Origin of the sequence: Achromobacter sp. PD1 (assembly GCF_048541815.1) — a bacterium.
Classification (GTDB): Bacteria; Pseudomonadota; Gammaproteobacteria; order Burkholderiales; family Burkholderiaceae_B; genus Achromobacter; species Achromobacter bronchisepticus_A.
In genome coordinates this window covers 6,875,563-6,893,066 of record NZ_CP183349.1, presented here as the reverse complement: position 1 = coordinate 6,893,066, position 17,504 = coordinate 6,875,563, and the positions used below count along the sequence as shown (strand labels likewise).

The window sequence follows — 17,504 nt, the reverse complement described above, 5'->3', positions numbered from 1 at the left end:
GAATCAGCTAGGATACCGCCCTAATCATACGCAATTGCCATATATACGCAGTTGTGGTCCGGTTTACACCCCGCTGTTCACAAGATGCGCCCCGCGCCAGCCCTTGCCCCGAAATGTGCGCGCGAGGGCCGTTCGTGTCACGCACCCTGCGAGCTCAAGCCACCTGAGAGGGTATCTTCACGATGAATCGTGGCCTCCACGAACTGGCGAGTAGCATCAAACGCAAAGTTGCTGCCGTGTTTGCGCCCGTCAAGCCCAAGCCCCAGCGCTCGGGACTTTTCCGCCGCACGCTTCTCGTCACCGCAATTGGTCTCTTCGCTGGCGCCGCCGCCCTGGGCATGGTGCAGCAACCCGACCGCACCGAACTCCCCCCTTCGCGCATCATCAGCAGCGTCCTGCCGCTAAGCGCCGAGCAAGTCGAAGTCAGCACCCCCAGCGCCGCCCCCTACATCAGCGAAACCCGGATCCGTGCCGGCGACACGCTGGCCGCGGTGCTGCAACGCCTGGAACTCGACGTGCCCAGCCTGCAGACCTTCCTGACGCACGAAGCCAGCGCCCGCAGCATCTACAAGCTGTACCCCGGCCGCTCCGTGCAGGCCGCGACGGACGAAGCCGGCAACCTGATCTGGCTGCGTTACATCCACACCCCTGGCAACGAGACGGACGGCCAGGTCGTGACGCGCATGCTGCACGTCGCGCCCGCGGGCGACAGCTACAAGGCCGAGGAAATCACCGAAAGCACCGAACGCCAGACCCGCGTCGCCGTGGGTACGATCCGTTCGTCGCTGTTCGGCGCCACCGACGCTGCCGGCATCCCGGACTCGGTCACCATGCAGATGGCCGACATCCTCAGCGCCAAGATCGACTTCCTGCGCGACCTGCGCCAGGGCGATAAATTCCGCGTGGTCTACGAAGTGCGTTCGCACGACGGCCGCTACGCGGGCGCCGGCCGCGTGCTGGCGCTGGAATTCATCAACGGCGACAAGACCTACAACGCCGTCTGGTTCAGCCCCGACGAAAAGAGCGGTTCGTACTACGACTTCGACGGCACCAGCCTGCGCGGCGCGTTCCTGCGCACCGCCCTGAAGTTCAGCCGCATCAGCTCCACCTTCGGCATGCGCATGCACCCCATCCACAAGACTTGGACGGGACACAAGGGCGTGGACTACGCGGCGCCTTCGGGCACGCCGATCCATTCCACCGCCGACGGCACCGTGGAATTCTCCGGCTGGCAGAACGGCTACGGCAACGTCGTCATCGTCAAGCACCACGGCAAGTATTCGACGCTGTACGCCCACCAGAGCCGCATCGCCGAAGGCATCACCAAGGGTTCGAAGATCTCGCAGGGCCAGTTGCTGGGCTATGTCGGCGCCACCGGCTGGGCCACCGGCCCGCACCTGCACTACGAATTCCGCGTGGACAACCAGCCGATCGATCCGCTGTCGGTGGACCTGCCGGTCGCCCGCAGCCTGGAGCCCGCCGAAGTCCGCGCCTTCAATCAGGCCGTGGGACCGTACAAGGCGCAGATCCAGCTGCTGACCGAGTTCCAACAGACTCTGCCCGACGCGCTGACCAACGTGGCCAGCCGCTAAAGCCGGTCCAACGTCCCGTCAAAAGCGGCCCCGCACTTTCAGCTGCGCGGCCGCTTTTTCTTTTTCGAGGCTCCTCGTGAATCCATCCACCACTAACGCACAGCTCTATATCGGACTGATGTCGGGTACCAGCGTGGACGGCGTGGACGGCGTGCTGGTGCGCCTGGCCGACGGCCAGGCGCCGGCCGTGCTCGCCAGCGCCAGCCTGCCCATGCCGGCGGACCTGCGGCGCGAACTGCTGGCCCTGAACCAATCCGGCGACGACGAGTTGGCCCGCGCAGCGCTGGCCGCCAACGCCCTCGCCCGCCTGTATGCCCAGAACGTGGCGGCCCTGTTGCAGCAAGCCGGCGTCGCGGCCGGCGACGTGACCGCCATCGGCGCCCACGGCCAGACGGTCCGGCACCGGCCCGACCTGGGATACACCGTGCAGCTCAACGCCCCCGCCTTGCTGGCGGAACTGACCGGCATCGACGTGGTGGCGGATTTCCGCAGCCGCGACGTGGCCGCGGGCGGCCAGGGTGCGCCGCTGGTGCCGCCCTTCCATGCCGCCATTTTCGGCTCGCCGCAAGGCCGCGCCGTCCTCAACCTGGGCGGCATCGCCAACGTGACCCTGCTGGAGCCGGGGCATGCGCCCCGCGGCTTCGATACAGGGCCCGCCAATGTTCTGCTGGACGGCTGGTGTCAGCGCCACCTGGGCCGGCCTTATGACGCCGACGGCCGCTGGGCGGCGACCGGCCAGGTGCTGGCGCCGCTGCTGGAACAACTGCTGGCCAGTGAACCCTGGTTCGCCCTGCCCCCACCCAAATCCACCGGGCGCGACCTGTTCAACATGCAATGGCTGGACGATCGCCTGGCCGCATTCGACGGCTCCAAGCCTGCACCGCAAGACGTGCAGGCCACGCTGCAGCGCCTGACGGCGCGCACGGTCGCCAATGCCGTCGATGCGGCCGCGGCGGGCACGCAGGAAGTCTTCGTCTGTGGCGGCGGCGCGCGCAATCCCGGCTTGATGCGCGAACTGGCGTACTGTCTGCAACGGCCGGTGCACGCCACCGATGTGCTGGGCGTGCCGGCGCAAGAAGTCGAGGCCCTGGCGTTCGCCTGGCTGGCGCAGGCCTTCGTGCAGCGCAGGCCTGCGGGCTTGCCGGCCGTCACCGGCGCGCGCGGCGCGCGCATCCTGGGCGCGCTCTATCCGGCCTGAAAGCCGCGCGCCCATGCGAAAAGCCCTTCGGCGCGCCGAAGGGCTTTTTACTTTTTCCTGCCCGGCTGATTACACCGAGAACGAGGAACCGCAGCCGCAGGTAGTGCTGGCGTTGGGATTGCGGATGACGAACTGCGCGCCTTCCAGGTCTTCCTTGTAGTCGATCTCTGCGCCGACCAGGTACTGGAAGCTCATCGGGTCGACCAGCAGTTGCACGCCGGCCTTGTCCAGCACGGTGTCGTCATCGTTCACGACTTCGTCGAAGGTGAAGCCGTACTGGAAACCCGAACAGCCTCCGCCCTGCACGAAAACGCGCAGCTTCAGCTCAGGATTGCCTTCTTCGGCCAACAGATCCTTCACCTTGGCCGCAGCCGAGTCGGTAAAAACCAGGGGAGCAGGCGGGGCGGCCTGCAGGTCGACGGTTTCGGTCACTGCATTCATGGTTCACTCCTGGCCGGTTCGGCCATATTTCGGTGAGCGGCAACGGCGCTCGCATGGTGTCACTATAGCGCAGGGCTTGCGCAGACTCAAAGTTCGAGCTTGACGCTTCTTGACGCGCGGACGGTATCGCCCTCCAGGACGCTGACCGTCACGCTTTCGGGGACAAATCCCTCGGGCAGCGCCAGGATGCCCTGGCTGCGCTGGTATTGATCGAACTGCAGGGCCAGCGGCGAGGTCGGCGCGTTGTCGCCAGGAATGGCGACAGAGCCGGATTCGGCCTTGACCTGCATGGGCGCCAGATCCACCTTCACGGTTTCGCCCTTCAGGACGCCAGTGGCCTGGAAACGCAAAGCGCCCGAGAATGGAGAGCCGCCATTGCGGCCGCTGCGCATCAACAGGACCTTGTAGCGCAAGCCGCCGCCACTACGGTCGATCTCGACGCCACGGATGTCCACCGCCCCCTCGGGACCCGGCGGCAATAGCTGCTCATAGAACGCCAATTGATCGCGCACCCTGCCGACCTCGGCCTGGACCGTGCGCAGCTGCGCTTCCAGTTCCTGGCGCGCGGCGCGCTCGATGACCAGTTCGCCGTCGGCGGTGTCCAGCTGCCCTTGCGTGTAGCGTAGCTGCGTCGACTGTTGACGCATGGCCTCTTCCTGGACCTCGGCCTGCCGGGCGCTGATCACCACGGCATCCTGCGGCCGGTAGAGCTTGCGGGCGTAGAAGAAGCTGGCGGAACCGCCCAGCAGCACGCCGATCAGCAGGCCCACGAATACGCGCGTCAACCCGCCGGCGGAGCGAGACTGGGGCGTGGTGGAGGAATCGGCGGGCATAAAGAGCGGCGGCTTGCGGCCCTGCGGCCGCAAGCCTGCGTACATCAAGGCAGGATCGCGACCTGATCCAGGCCGGTCGATTCGGGGATGCCGAACATCAGGTTCATGTTCTGCACGGCCTGGCCGGCAGCGCCCTTGACCAGGTTGTCCTGAATCACCAGGACGATCAGTTGGTCGCCATTGCCGGGACGGCTGAGCGCAATCCGCAGGTTGTTGGAGGCGCGCACCGAACGGGTTTCAGGCAGGCTGCCGGCGGGCATGACGTCGACGAAGGGCTCGTCGGCGTAGCGCTGTTCAAACAGGGCCTGGAAGTCGGTATCGCGGGCTTCCGGCAGGATGCGCGCATAGATGGTGGAGAACATGCCGCGGATCATCGGCACCAGATGCGGCACGAAGGTCAGGCCGACCTTGCCGCCGGCGATCTTTTCCAGCTGCGCGACGATTTCCGGGTGGTGGCGGTGGCCAGCCACGCCGTAGGCCTTGAAGTTGTCCGAAGCTTCGGAGAAGAGCGAGCCCACTTCCGCCTTGCGGCCGGCGCCCGACACGCCCGACTTGCAGTCGGCGATCAGGGTTTGCGCATCGATCAGCTTCTTGCCGCCTTCGAGCAGCGGAGCCAGGCCCAGCAGCACGGTGGTGGGATAGCAGCCGGGGTTGCCGATGACGCGGGCCTTGGAGATGGCCTCGCGGTTCAGTTCCACCAGGCCATACTGGGACTCGGCCAGGATGTCCGGGCAGGTATGGGGAATCTTGTACCAGCGTTCGAAGGTGGGGATGTCCTGCAGGCGGAAGTCGGCGGCCAGGTCGATGACCTTGGTGCCGGCATTGATGAGTTCCTGGGCCTGGGCCATGGCCACGCCGTGGGGCGTCGCGAAGAACACGACGTCGCAATCCGTCAGCGTGGCCCTTTCCGGCGCGGAGAAAGCGATATTCACGCGGCCGCGCAGGTTCGGATACATGTCAGCCACCGGCAGCCCGTCTTCCTTGCGGGACGTGATGGCGGTCAATTCCACATTGGGATGCTGCGACAGCAAGCGCAGCAGCTCGACGCCGGTGTAACCGGTGCCGCCGACGATACCAACCTTGATGCGGGTGTTCGATGCTTGGGCCATGATGTGTGCTCTTCGTAGAACGAGGATCGATTGTATCGCTCGGGAAAGCGGGTGTTGCGGCTAAGAGCCCGAAATGGCACCGCAGTCCTTCTTTCCGACCGGAGGGAATGCGCGGAGTTCCGCGCGGGGCGCACAGCGGCCGGACGGGGTCCGGCGCTGGTACAAATAGTGCGAAAAAAAGCCCGCCGAAGCGGGCTTTTTCGTGCAGCAGCGTATTAACGCTTGCTGAACTGCTTGCGCCGACGTGCCTTGCGGAAGCCGACCTTCTTGCGTTCGACTTCGCGGGCATCGCGGGTGACAAAGCCAGCTTGCGACAGTGCGGGCTTCAGGGTCGCGTCGTAGTCGATCAGGGCACGCGTGATGCCGTGACGAACTGCGCCGGCCTGGCCGGTTTCACCGCCGCCGTGCACGTTGACCTTGATGTCGAACGATTCCAGGTGGCCGGTCAGTTCCAGCGGCTGGCGCACGATCATGCGGCCGGTTTCGCGGGCGAAAAAGTCGTCGACGGGCTTGCCGTTGACAACGATCTTACCCGTGCCCTTCTTGATGAAAACGCGAGCCACCGAGGTTTTGCGACGGCCGGTTCCGTAATTCCAGTTACCGATCATGGCGTTTCCTTAGATATCCAGCGTCTTGGGCTGCTGGGCGGTGTGCGGGTGCTCGGCACCGGCGTACACCTTCAGTTTCTTGATCATGGCGTAGCCCAGAGGACCCTTGGGCAGCATGCCCTTGACAGCCTTCTGGATGGCGCGGCCGGGAAAACGCTCTTGCATCTTCTCGAAGTTCGTTTCACGGATACCGCCCGGGTACGTCGTGTGGCGGAAGTACTTCTTGTCCTTCGCCTTGGCGCCCGTAACAACGATATCGGCAGCGTTGACGATGACGATGTAGTCACCGGTATCAACGTGCGGCGTGAATTCAGGTTTGTGCTTGCCACGCAGACGACGTGCGACTTCGCTGGCCACACGACCGAGGACTTTGCCCTTGGCGTCGATCACAAACCAGTCACGTTGGACTTCATGCGGCTTGGCCACAAAGGTCTTCATGATGGTTCCTAAGAATAAAAATTTTCCTGGCTGGACCATCCAGCCAGTTTTTTTCCCCGAACTAGACCAAAATCGCGGAAAGAACCCAGCGGGTTTTCCAAAAATTCAGTCGATATCAGCGTCTTGCCTAAGCGTTATTACCCGCCCGTGCATTGGCCAAAATGAGGGAAAGCCTGCGATTCTAACACAGCTGCTCAAAAAGTGGGCAACTTAATCCTCGTCGGAAATACGCCAACGGCGCCCTGAGGCGCCGCCGGCACATCCAGACAATCAGGGACGCACGCCCTGGAACGTCCGCTCAGGCGCCCAGGTAGGCCTCCAGAACGCGGGGATGGCCCAGCAGTTCGCGGCCGGTGCCGGTGAGCGCCATGGCGCCGTTCTCCAGCACGTAACCGTGCTGGGCAATCTTCAGCGCCTGGCGCACGTTCTGCTCGACCAGGAACAGGGTCAGGCCATCGGCGTTGATCGCGCGCAGGGAGCGGAAGATCTCCTGCACCACGATGGGCGCCAGGCCCATGGAGGGTTCGTCCAGCAGCAGCAGGCGCGGCTTGGCCATCAGTGCCCGGCCGATGGCCAGCATCTGCTGCTCGCCGCCGGACAGGTTGCCGGCGATGCCGGTGATCCGTTCCTTCAGGCGCGGGAACAGGTTGAACACGTATTCCAGGTCCGAGTCGACGTTCTTGAGGCCGCGGCGGTAGGCGCCCAGCTCCAGGTTTTCGAGCACGGTCATGGTGGTGAGGATGGCCCGCCCTTCCGGCACCTGGACGATGCCTCGCGCCACGAGTTGATGCGGCGGCAGGTTGGTGATGTCCTCGCCTTCGAAGGTGATCTTGCCGCGCGCCTTGGGCAGCAGGCCCGACAGCGCCAGCAGCGTGGTCGACTTGCCGGCGCCGTTGGCGCCGACCAGGGCGGTGATTTCCTTGGCGTTCAGGTCCAGGTCGATGCCGCGGACGGCTTCGATGTGGCCGTAATTGACCTCGAGTCCGCGGACTTCCAGCATGGCGCTCATTGTGCAGCCTCCGCGCAATGCGCTACGGTATTCGTCTTGGGAGCGGCCCGGCGACTCATTTGGCGGCCCCCGCTTGTTCGGTGTCTTCGTCGTCTTCGCGGCCCAGATAGGCTTCGATGACCTGTTCGTTGTTGCGGATCTCGTCAGGCCCGCCGCAAGCGATGATCTTGCCGAAGTTCAGCACCGCGATGCGCTCGCACAAGCCCATGACGAAGCGCATGTCGTGCTCGATCATGAGGATGGTGTAGCCGCGGTCGCGGATGGCCAGGATCTCGCGCATGAGCTCGGCGCGCTCGCCGGTGTTCATGCCGGCGACCGGCTCGTCCAGCAGCAGCAGCTTGGGCTCGGTGGCCAGCGCGCGCGCCAGCTCCAGGCGGCGCTGCTCGCCGTAGGACAGGTTGTCCGCCAGGTCGTTGGCCTTATGGTCCAGGCGCATCCAGGTGAGCAGTTCATGCGCGCGCTCGCGGGCGCGCTTTTCGTGCTCGCGGTAGCCCGGCAGGCCCAGCAGCAGGCTGGGGAAGCCGTAGTTCATGTGGCGGTAGGCGCCCACCACCACGTTTTCCAGCAGCGTCATCTCCTTGAAGAGACGGATGTTCTGGAACGTGCGGGCGATGCCCATGCGCGTGATGCGGTGCGGCTTCTTGTCCAGGACGCTCTGGCCGTTGAACGTGATGGTGCCGCCGCTGGGCGGCAACAGGCCGGTGATGAGGTTGAACACCGTGGTCTTGCCGGCGCCGTTGGGGCCGATCAAGCCGAAGATGGCGCCTTCGGGGACCGACAGGCTGACGTCATGCAGCACATGCAGACCGCCGAAGCTCTTGGAGACGGAAGAAAGCTCAAGCATGGCGCTTGCCTCCCTGGCGTCCTTGGCGCATCCAGCGCTTGAAGCGCGCCGGATCCCAGATGCCTTGCGGCAGGAACAACACAATCACCACCAGAATCACTCCGTTCGCGACCAGGCGCAGATCGGCAAAACCGCGCAGCATTTCGGGCAACACGGTAATGATGAAGCTGCCCAGCACGGGACCGGCCAGGCCGCCGATGCCGCCCAGGATCGCCATGGTCAGGATTTCCACGCCACGGTCGAAACCGTATTCGTTGGGGCCGATGAAGAAGGTCAGGTGCGCGTTCAGGGCGCCGGCCAGACCCGCGATCATCGCGCCGGCCACGAAGGCCAGCATCTTGTTGGCGCGCACGTCGATGCCCATCAGGCCGGCCGCGGTTTCGTCACCGCGGATGGCATCGAACGAGCGTCCGATCTTGGAGGCGCGCACGCGCCACAGCACGAACAGCACGATGACGACGGCCAGCACCACATGCCACCACTGCGTCAGCTGCGGGATGCCGTTAAGGCCCAGCGCGCCGCCGGTGATGGACTCGGTGTTGAGGATGGTCACGCGGACCACTTCGCCAAAACCCAGCGTGGCCATGGCGAGGTAGACCCCGGACAGCCGCAAGGTGGGCAAGCCGATCAACGCCGCCACCAGCGCGGGCGCGGCCATGCCGCCGGCAAGCGCAACCGAGAACGGCGCGTCGTAGTTCATGGTGAGCAGCGCGGCGGTGTACGCCCCGATGCCCATGAAGGCTGCGTTGGCCATGGCCAGCATGCCGCAAGCCAGGGTCAGCCAGATGGAGAGGGCCAGCAACGCATTGGTGCCCAGCGTGAGCACCAAGTTGCCGTAGATGGCCCAGAAGTTTTCGAATCCGCTCATTCTTTAAGCCTTGCGTTGAACCACTTTGCCGAACAGACCTTGCGGGCGCACCAGCAGGATCAGGAACAGCAGGCCGAAAGCCACCGCATCGCGCATGGTGGAGCCGATGTAGGCCACCGACAGCACCTCGGCGAAGCCCAGGAACAGGCCGCCCAGCATGGCGCCGCGGATGTCGCCCATGCCGCCCAGGATGATGACCGCGATGCCCTTGTGCAGCATCGGCTGGCCCATCAGGGGGAACAGCGCGTTGGAGTACAGCCCGATCAGCACGCCGGCCACGCCGCCCAGGGCGGCCGCGGCGAACGAAGTGGTGACGAACAGTTTTTCGACGTTGATGCCCAGCAGCCACGCGGCCTTGGGCGATTCGGCGATGGCGCGCAGGGCGCGGCCGAATTGCGTGCGGCGCATGACGTACATCAGCACGGCCATCAGCGCGAAAGACAGGAAGATGATGCCCAGTTCAATGACGGTCAGGTGCAGGCCGGCGACCTCGATCACTTCCTCGGGCACGGTGCCGTGCGGGAAGCGCAGGTTGCTCGCGCCAAAGATGCTCTGGGCGGTGTTGTTCAGGATGATGCCCACGCCGATGGTGGCGATCATGGGGATCAGGTGAGGCGCGTTGCGCTTGCGCAGCGGCTTGAGCACCAGGTAGTCGATGATGACCCCGGTGAAGCCGGCGACGAAGAACGCTGCCATCAGGCCGGCCCACAAGGGCAGGCTGAATTGCTGCACCACGAACAGTGCCGCGTAGGCGCCAACCATGAAGACGGCGCCATGCGCCAGGTTGATCACCCCGAGCACGCCGAAGATCAGCGTGAAGCCCAGCGCGAACAGTGCATACACACAGCCCAGCGACAAGGCATTGACGAATTGTTGTTCGAACATGATGGGACTTTCCAAAGCTGTGAGGGCCCCATGCAGCGCCCACTGCATGGCCTTGAGCCTCCCGGCGGGGAGGCATTTCTTTTAGGGTGACGGCCCTGCGATAAAAAGCGCCTTGCGGACGGCTCAGCCGCCCGCAAGGCGCATCCCCCCGCGCGGGGATGCGCAGCGCTTACTTTTCGATGACGTACTTGCCGTCCTTCGTCACGCTGACGATGGGAGCCTGGTCGGCATCGTAGCCGGCGGGCTTGCCGGCGCGGTCGTTGGCCTGACGGAACTTGAACGGGCCAGTGGCGCCGGTCCAGGTGACCGCGGGCAGCGCGTCGCGCAGGGCTGCGCGATCCTTGGGCAGGTCGCCCGAGATCTTGACGTTCTTCAGGGCCTGGGCCGCGATGTACATGGCGTCATACGACTGGGCCGCGAACTGGTCGGGCGCGCCGTTGAACTTGGCCTTGTAGGCGTCGATGAACTTGACGTTCTCGGGGGCCTTGTTCTCGATCGACCAGGGGCTGCCGATCCACAGATTGTTCGACGCGCCGCCAGGGGCCAGGTCGAAAATCTTGACCGAGTTCATGCCGTTGCCGCCGATGACGGGCACGTTCAGGCCCAGTTGGCGGGCCTGCACCATGATCGGAGCGCCTTCGGCCAGCAGTGCGGACAGCACGATGGCGTCGGGGTTGGTGCCCTTGATCTTGGTCAGCTGGGCCTTGAAGTCCACGTCGCCCTTGGCGAACGTTTCGGTCGTCGTGACCGGGATCTTCTGGTCTTCCAGGGCCTTCTTGAAGTTGTCGTAGCCGCTCTTGGTGAAGACGTCGTCGTTGCCGTAGAGCACCGCCACGTTCTTCAGGCCGGTCTTGGCCTTGACGGTGGAGATGGTGGCCGGCAGCACGTCGGCTTCGGTGACCGAGTTGCGGAACACGTAGTTGCCGATGGAGGTGATGCCGTCGGCGGTATTGGAGGTGCCGAAGGCGACCGTCTTGGCGGCCTGGGCGATGGGGTCGGCGGCCTGGGCCGAGTTCGACAGCGTCGGGCCGAAGACCATCAGGACGTTGTCCTTGAAGATCAGCTTCTTGAAGACGTTGATCGCTTCTTCTTTCTTGCCTTGTTCGTCCTCGACCACGAGCACGATCTTGTTGCCGTTGATGCCGCCGGCGGCGTTGATTTCATCAGCGGCCAGCTGGAAACCATTGCGGATCGACACGCCGTACTGGGCAGCGCCGCCCGACAGGGCTTCGGCCACGCCGATCTTGATGTCGGCCGCATGGGCAGCCGGGACGATACCGGCAGCGATCAGCGCGGCCAGCAGCTTCTTGGTCTTGGATTGCATGGTTGTTACCACCTTAAAGTCTGTCTCGGAATATTGGTAATCCGGGCTGATGTAATCCTGCCGGATTGACGTCGGATGCCGCCTAAAGGCGCCATGTTTGCGCGTCAAGACCCGGGATATTACTCCTTTGTATCAGGCGGCTACTCGAACGCCATTCAACAAAAGCCTACAAACCGCCCATTTTTTTGTAAAAAACGTGTGGTTACTAGCAAAAACCCTAACGCCGGCCGAATGTTATTCGGCAGGCGTAAGTGTCCTACGTTCTGGCCGATAGCGCTACGCCCAGGTATTGGTCGTAGGCGCTTTCGGTCAGACGGAACCATGGCATTTCGCTGTCGCGAAAACCCATGTAACTATCGTGCATCGCCTTGAATCTGGGGTCTTTGGCGCCCAAGTCCTTATAGAGCTGCTGCGTGGCCTCGAACGCCAGGTCCATGATGGACCGCGGGAATGTACGGATTTGAGCGCCGTTTGCCGTCAATTGGGCCAGCGCGGCCGCGTTGCGGGCATCGTAGCGGGCGATGGCGGCGGCATGCGCGGCCTGGGCGGCCGCGTCCACCACGGCCTGGTAGTTCTTGGGCAACGCATTCCAGGCTTCGTCGTTGATATACAGCGACAGCTGTTCGCCGGGCGCCCACCACCCGGGTGCGTAGTAATACTTAGCAACCTTATTAAGACCGAGCTTGTCGTCATCGTAGGGGCCCGCGCCCGCCACCGCCTGCAGGCCGTCTTTCTCGAAGGCCTCGGCCAGCTTGGCGGGATCGGCCTGCTGCGGCGCCACGCCGAGCTTGGCCAGCACGTCGCCGGCCAGGCCGCCCACCCGCATTTTCAGGTCTTTCAGGTCGCCGGCGCGCTTGATTTCCTTGGTGTACCAGCCGCCCATCTGGGCGCCGGTGTTGCCCAGCGGAAAGTTGATGATTTTTTCAGGCTTGAAGAGTTCGCGGGTCAGCCGCAGGCCGCCGCCTTCGTTCATCCAGGCGTTCATCTGCCTGGCGTTCAGGCCGAAGGGCACTGCGGCGTCGAAGCAGAAGACGGGGTTCTTGGCGTAGTAGGCGCGGGACGAGGCATGGCCGCATTCCACCTTCTTGGTGGAGACCGCTTCCATCAGGTCCGCGGCGGGCACGATCTCGCCCTCGGGGAAATGGCGGATGTTGAACTTTCCGCCCGTGGCTTCAGAGACGAACTTGCAGAAGCTTTCGCCAGCGCCAATGCGCAGATCCAGGGTGCTGGGGAAGCCGGAAGACAGGCGCCAGCTCAATGAGGGCATGTCCTGCGCGAACGCGGGCGCGCTGACGGCGGCTCCGGTGGCGACAGCGCCGAGACCGGCGTGCTTCAAGAACGAACGTCTTTGCATCTCTTTGCTCCTTTACAGCAACACCTGGGACATCAAGCGATACCCGGCGGATATTACACGCTGATATCGGCCTGCCTGGCCACACTATCAGGTAAGGGATTGCAAAGACCGGAACGACTGCCGGGTCTGCGTGGCGGCCGCGGCGCATCATGCCGCGGCCAATACGCAGGATCAGATTCCGGCGATCGCCATCTGCTCGATCAGGATCGAGCCGGTGGTCTTGGTGCCGCGCGAAATCGTGTCGGCACCGACCGCCACGATCTGCTTGAACATATCGGCCAGATTGCCGGCAATGGTGATTTCCTGCACCGCGTGCTGGATCTGGCCGTTTTCCACCCAGTAGCCGAACGCGCCGCGCGAGTAGTCGCCGGTGACGTAGTTGACACCCTGGCCGATCAGCTCCGTGACGAGAAAGCCCGTGCCCATCTTCTTGAGCATGGCTTCGAAGTCGTCGCCGCGGCGGGTCTGGGTGGAGCTGAACACCAGGTTATGCGAACCGCCGGCATTGCCGGTGGTGGTCATGCCCAATTTGCGAGCGGTGTAGGACGACAGGAAATAGCCTTCCAGCACCCCGGCCGACACCACGCTGCGGCGGCGCGTGCGCACGCCTTCGTCGTCGAAGGGCGAACTGCCCATCGCGCCGCGGATGTGCGGATCTTCGGTCAGGTTGATGTGTTCGGGGAAGATGGGCTTGCCCAGCGCGTCCAGCAGGAAGCTGGCCTTGCGGTACAACGCGCCGCCGTTGGCGGCCTGGGTCAAGGCGCCCACCAGCCCCAACGCCAGGGGCGCTTCGAACAGGACGGGGAACTTGCCGGTGCGGATGCGGCGGGCCGACAGCCGCGACAGCGTGCGCTCGGCGGCGTAGCGGCCGATGGCTTCGGGCGAAGCCAGCTTGGCCGGATCGCGTTCGGAGCTGTACCAGTAGTCGCGCTGCATGCCGTTGCCGCGGCCGGCGATGGGCGCGACCGACAGGCTGTGGCGCGAGTACGGGTAGCCGCCCAGGAAGCCGCGCGTGTTGCCCATCACGAACTGGCCTTCGTAGGTGCCCACGGTGGCGCCATCGGTATTGGTGATGCGCGGATCGACCTCGCGGGCGGCGCGCTCGGCGCGCAGCGCCAGCTCGGCGGCTTCTTCGGTGGACACGCCCCAGGCGCGGTGCAGGTCCAGGTCGGGGAATTCGGTGGCCAGCTGGTCGGCGTCGGGCAGGCCGGCGGCCGGATCGGCGGCGGTATGGCGCGCGATGTGCCAGGCGGCTTCGACCGTCTGGCGCAGCGCCGCTTCGGAAAAGTCGGAGGTGGAAGCGGAGCCGCGGCTCTGGCCGGCGTAGACCGTCAGGTCCAGCGAACGGTCGCGGGTCTGTTCGACGGTTTCGATGTCGTTCTTGCGTACGGAGACCGACAGGCCCAGGCTTTCCGAGACTTCCGCCGCTGCGTCGGAGGCGCCGATCTGGCGCGCATAGGCGAGGGTTTGTTCGACGAGTTCAGAAAAACGCGCGTGATTCGCCGCCAGCGGCAAGGATGAGGAGGTTTTAACCATTGCTGTCCAATTTGCAGAGACGGTTATCATAGCCAAGTCTGTCATTGCGCAGTTTTCCATGAATTCCCATATTGAAGAAGAATCCGTCGACGACGGTTACGACGAGAACGGCTACGACCGTCCCAGCAAGTCCCAGGTCAAGCGCGAAATGCACGCGCTGCTGGACCTGGGCAAGCAGCTGATCGAACTGTCCCCCGAACGCCTCAAGCAATTGCCGCTGGCCGAGCGTCTCTATGAGGCGATCCGCACGGCGCAGCGCACCACCGGGCGCGAGGGCAAGCGGCGCCAGGTTCACTTCGTGGGCAAGCTGATGCGCGACGCGCCCGCCGACGAGATCCGCGCCCAGCTCGACGTCTGGGAAAACGGCTCGCGCGAGGAAACCGCCGCCATGCACCGGCTGGAGACGCTGCGCGACCGCCTGCTGGACGACGACGAGGCCCTGACCAAGCTGCTCAACAGCAATCCGCAAGCCGACGTGCAGCAGCTGCGCGCGCTGATCCGCGCCGCCCGCAAGGAAAAGCTGGCCAACGCCGCCCTGCTGCAAGGCCAGGAACCGCAGAAGAAGCACTACCGCGCGCTGTTCCAGGCCCTGAAGACCCTTACCCTTTGATTTTCATCGCCCGCCGTCCATGAACGCTCCGACCGACCTGCTCGATTGCATCGAGATCGAAACCGCCCCCAATCCCACGCACGCCGTGATCTGGCTGCATGGCCTGGGCGCCGACGGCAACGACTTCGCGCCCATCGTGCCGGAGCTGGACCTGCCGGCCGGCGCGTCGGTGCGCTTCGTGTTCCCGAACGCGCCGGTGCAGCGCGTGACGATCAATAACGGCATGTCGATGCGCTCCTGGTACGACATCCTGGTCATGGACCTGGTACGCGTCGAGGACGCCCGCGGCATCCGCGCCTCCGAAGCCGCGATCCACAAGCTGATCGCACGCGAGAACGCGCGCGGCATCCCGACCTCGAAGATCGTGCTGGCAGGCTTTTCGCAGGGCTGCGCCATGACCCTGCACACCGGCATCCGCCTGCCGGAAAAGCTGGCGGGCATGATGGGCCTGTCGGGCTATCTGCCGCTGCTGGATACGGCCGAAGCCGAGCGCAACAGCGCCAACCAGGACACGCCCATCTTCCTGGCCCATGGCCAGTACGACCCGGTGGTGTCGCTGCCGCGCGCCCAGGCCTCGCTGGCCGAGCTGCGGCGGCTGGGCTACGACGTGCAATGGCACACCTACCCGATGCCGCACTCGGTCTGCGCCGAGGAAGTGGCGGATATCTCCAAGTTCCTGAACCAGGTTCTGGTCTGAGGACCATGCAGGGCCGCGCCCGGCGGCCCTGATCGCGGCAGATGGGCGTCCTGCGCCCTGCCCGCCCGCTCGCAGGCCCTGGCGGCCTGCGATTTCATTTTGTATACCAAGTGGTATTCCAGCCTGGAATTTTCCTGGGCTGACTTTCTCTCGTCCATAGAGAAAAACGCCAACTGCAAAAAGCTTGTCGCCTATTTGTATTGAATATAGTATTCGATCCAAGCCTTACCGGCCCGGGCGAGCAGTTCGGGCTTCCCTGTTGTTGTTGTCGATCCATCCCATTGGCCGTGTCGCGCCGGGTTTCGGCGTGGCATTCAAGACGCAGGAGAAAGTCCCGTGAAATCCTTGCCATCGCCCCGTCTGGCGGCTGCGGCGCTGCTCGCGCTGTTCGCCCCCTTGGCCGCCCAGGCCGAAGCCCTCAATCCCCCGGTGAAGGTCCGCTACGAAGAAGTGGTGCGATCCATTCTTTACGTACCCAAGTACGTGGCCCTGTCGCAGGGCTATTTCAAGGACGCGGGCCTGGACGTGTCCATGAAGACCTCGCAAGGCACCGACAAGGGCATGACCGCCCTGCTGTCCGGCAGCGCCGACATCGTGCTGATCGGGCCCGAGGCGTCCATCTACGTCCACAACAGCGAATCGCCGGTCAAGCCCAAGATCTTCGCCGGGCTGACCGCCACCGACGGATTCTTCCTTTTGGCGCGCAAGCCGGTGGAGAAGTTCGACTGGTCCATGCTCAAGGGCAAGGAGGTCATCGGCTTCCGGCCGGGCTCCAATCCCATCGTGTTCCTGGAAACGGCGCTGCGCAAGCATGGCGTGGATCCCCAAAAGGACGTGAAGCTGCTGAACAACATCGGCATTCCCGCGCGCGCGGGCGCCTGGATGGCCGGCCAGGGCGAATATGGCATTTTTCTTGAACCCGAGGCCGGCGAATTGGTGCGCAACGGCAAGGGCTACATCGTCGCCTCGGTGGGCCACGAAGTCGGCCAGGTGGACTACACGGTCTTCACCGCCACCGACAAGTACATCCGCGACAACCCCAAGGTCATCCAGGCCTGGACCGACGTGGTGGCGCGCGCCGAAAAATACGTGAAGGACACGCCCGCGGCCACGCTGACGCCGCAGATCATGACGTACTTCCCCGGCATGGACCAGGCTGCGGTGACAGAGGCCATCGAGCGCTACAAGAAGTACCAGATCTGGAAGACCACGCCGCTGGTGACGGCCGAAGCCATGAACCAGTTGCAGGACATGCTGATCGCCAGTGCGGTCATGAAGGACAACGCCCGCGTGAAGTACGAGGACGTGGTGGTGACCGACTTCGCGAAGAAGGCCCAATGATGGGCGCCGTCGTCCACAACCTGAAGCCGGACACCGCCACGGCGAAGATCGAACTGCGCGAGGTCTGTCTTTCCTATTTCACCCAGGAAGGCGAGACGGAGGCGCTGTCGAACGTGTCGTTCACGCTGGCGGCGGGCGAATTCGTCAGCCTGATCGGGCAAAGCGGCTGCGGCAAGAGCACACTGCTGTCGCTGATCGCCGGCCTGATTCCGCCGACCTCGGGGGCCGTGATGATAGACGGCCAGGCCGTGACCAAGCCCAATCCGCGCATCGGCTACATGCTGCAGCAGGACTACCTGTTCGAATGGCGCACCATCCTCGACAACGTCATGCTGGGCGCGGAGATCCAGGGCCGGCGCGATGCGCGCAGCGAGGCGCGCGCCGTGCATCTGCTGGAGAAATGCGGACTGGGCGCCTTCCTGTCGCACACGCCGCGCCAGTTGTCGGGCGGCATGCGGCAGCGCGCCGCGCTGGCCCGCACCCTGGTCACCGAGCCGGACGTGATCCTGCTGGACGAGCCCTTCTCGGCGCTGGATTCGCAGACCCGGCTGGCAATCTCCGACGAAGTGGTGGACATCCTGCGGCGCGAAGGCAAGACCGTGGTGCTGGTGACGCACGACATCGGCGAAGCCATCGCCATGACGGACCGCGTGATCGTGCTGTCGCGCCGGCCCGGCCGCCTCAAGAGCCAGTACCGCATCCATTACGGCGACGGCCAGGCCCGGCCCACGCCGTTCCAGGCGCGCTCGCGGCCAGAATTCAATACCTACTTCAAACAGCTGTGGGACGAGCTCGATGTCCACGTGGAGGGTTGACC

The 17,504-nt window shown here is 64.6% G+C and carries 18 protein-coding genes; 6 read left to right on the top strand and 12 right to left on the bottom strand.

Annotated features, from left to right (window positions below):
• Window positions 1–182 precede the first annotated feature (182 nt).
• Window positions 183–1,592 (top strand): peptidoglycan DD-metalloendopeptidase family protein, encoded by a 1,410-nt coding sequence (locus ACM1PE_RS32530; protein ID WP_419342166.1) that lies wholly within the window; start codon window positions 183–185, stop codon window positions 1,590–1,592.
• Window positions 1,593–1,668: 76 nt separating this feature from the next.
• Entirely contained in the window at window positions 1,669–2,790 is a 1,122-nt protein-coding gene (locus ACM1PE_RS32525) for an anhydro-N-acetylmuramic acid kinase (RefSeq protein WP_419342165.1), read from the top strand.
• Between the two features lie 69 nt (window positions 2,791–2,859).
• Here the strand turns inward: ACM1PE_RS32525 and erpA are convergent, their stop codons facing one another.
• From erpA to pmbA, 12 genes are all read right to left on the bottom strand, one after another.
• Window positions 2,860–3,231 (bottom strand): iron-sulfur cluster insertion protein ErpA, encoded by a 372-nt coding sequence (erpA, locus tag ACM1PE_RS32520; RefSeq protein ID WP_013391415.1) that lies wholly within the window; start codon window positions 3,229–3,231, stop codon window positions 2,860–2,862.
• 86 nt (window positions 3,232–3,317) lie between these two features.
• Window positions 3,318–4,064, bottom strand: coding sequence for a DUF6776 family protein (locus ACM1PE_RS32515; RefSeq protein WP_419342164.1), 747 nt, complete (start codon window positions 4,062–4,064; stop codon window positions 3,318–3,320).
• Between the two features lie 44 nt (window positions 4,065–4,108).
• Window positions 4,109–5,173, bottom strand: a complete 1,065-nt coding sequence (gene argC, locus ACM1PE_RS32510) for an N-acetyl-gamma-glutamyl-phosphate reductase (protein WP_419342163.1) — start codon at window positions 5,171–5,173, stop codon at window positions 4,109–4,111.
• Window positions 5,174–5,388: 215 nt separating this feature from the next.
• Window positions 5,389–5,781 (bottom strand): 30S ribosomal protein S9, encoded by a 393-nt coding sequence (rpsI, locus tag ACM1PE_RS32505; RefSeq protein ID WP_006217310.1) that lies wholly within the window; start codon window positions 5,779–5,781, stop codon window positions 5,389–5,391.
• A gap of 9 nt (window positions 5,782–5,790) precedes the next feature.
• Entirely contained in the window at window positions 5,791–6,219 is a 429-nt protein-coding gene (rplM, locus tag ACM1PE_RS32500; RefSeq protein WP_013391412.1) for a 50S ribosomal protein L13, read from the bottom strand.
• 298 nt (window positions 6,220–6,517) lie between these two features.
• Entirely contained in the window at window positions 6,518–7,228 is a 711-nt protein-coding gene (locus ACM1PE_RS32495; protein ID WP_054458384.1) for an ABC transporter ATP-binding protein, read from the bottom strand.
• 55 nt (window positions 7,229–7,283) lie between these two features.
• Entirely contained in the window at window positions 7,284–8,072 is a 789-nt protein-coding gene (locus ACM1PE_RS32490) for an ABC transporter ATP-binding protein (RefSeq protein ID WP_059372876.1), read from the bottom strand.
• Window positions 8,065–8,940 carry a branched-chain amino acid ABC transporter permease gene (locus ACM1PE_RS32485; protein ID WP_013391409.1) on the bottom strand — a complete coding sequence of 292 codons (876 nt, stop codon included), beginning with the start codon at window positions 8,938–8,940 and terminating at the stop codon, window positions 8,065–8,067. Before ACM1PE_RS32485 ends, ACM1PE_RS32490 begins: the two co-directional genes overlap by 8 nt.
• A gap of 3 nt (window positions 8,941–8,943) precedes the next feature.
• On the bottom strand, window positions 8,944–9,825 hold the full coding sequence (locus tag ACM1PE_RS32480) for a branched-chain amino acid ABC transporter permease (RefSeq protein WP_059372875.1): 882 nt from the start codon (window positions 9,823–9,825) through the stop codon (window positions 8,944–8,946).
• A gap of 169 nt (window positions 9,826–9,994) precedes the next feature.
• The gene (locus ACM1PE_RS32475; RefSeq protein ID WP_118932553.1) at window positions 9,995–11,149 is read right to left on the bottom strand and encodes an ABC transporter substrate-binding protein; all 1,155 of its coding nucleotides are present in this window, start codon (window positions 11,147–11,149) and stop codon (window positions 9,995–9,997) included.
• Between the two features lie 256 nt (window positions 11,150–11,405).
• Window positions 11,406–12,503, bottom strand: a complete 1,098-nt coding sequence (locus ACM1PE_RS32470) for a TRAP transporter substrate-binding protein (RefSeq protein ID WP_280015917.1) — start codon at window positions 12,501–12,503, stop codon at window positions 11,406–11,408.
• A gap of 171 nt (window positions 12,504–12,674) precedes the next feature.
• On the bottom strand, window positions 12,675–14,039 hold the full coding sequence (gene pmbA / locus ACM1PE_RS32465; protein ID WP_059372869.1) for a metalloprotease PmbA: 1,365 nt from the start codon (window positions 14,037–14,039) through the stop codon (window positions 12,675–12,677).
• Between the two features lie 58 nt (window positions 14,040–14,097).
• On the opposite strand from pmbA, the gene yjgA reads away from it, so the two are divergent.
• From yjgA to ACM1PE_RS32445, 4 genes are all read left to right on the top strand, one after another.
• Entirely contained in the window at window positions 14,098–14,649 is a 552-nt protein-coding gene (gene yjgA / locus ACM1PE_RS32460) for a ribosome biogenesis factor YjgA (RefSeq protein WP_059372867.1), read from the top strand.
• 19 nt (window positions 14,650–14,668) lie between these two features.
• On the top strand, window positions 14,669–15,346 hold the full coding sequence (locus ACM1PE_RS32455; RefSeq protein WP_059372865.1) for an alpha/beta hydrolase: 678 nt from the start codon (window positions 14,669–14,671) through the stop codon (window positions 15,344–15,346).
• Between the two features lie 336 nt (window positions 15,347–15,682).
• The gene (locus ACM1PE_RS32450; RefSeq protein WP_059372863.1) at window positions 15,683–16,687 is read left to right on the top strand and encodes an ABC transporter substrate-binding protein; all 1,005 of its coding nucleotides are present in this window, start codon (window positions 15,683–15,685) and stop codon (window positions 16,685–16,687) included.
• Window positions 16,687–17,502, top strand: a complete 816-nt coding sequence (locus ACM1PE_RS32445; RefSeq protein WP_059373042.1) for an ABC transporter ATP-binding protein — start codon at window positions 16,687–16,689, stop codon at window positions 17,500–17,502. Before ACM1PE_RS32450 ends, ACM1PE_RS32445 begins: the two co-directional genes overlap by 1 nt.
• Window positions 17,503–17,504 lie beyond the last annotated feature (2 nt).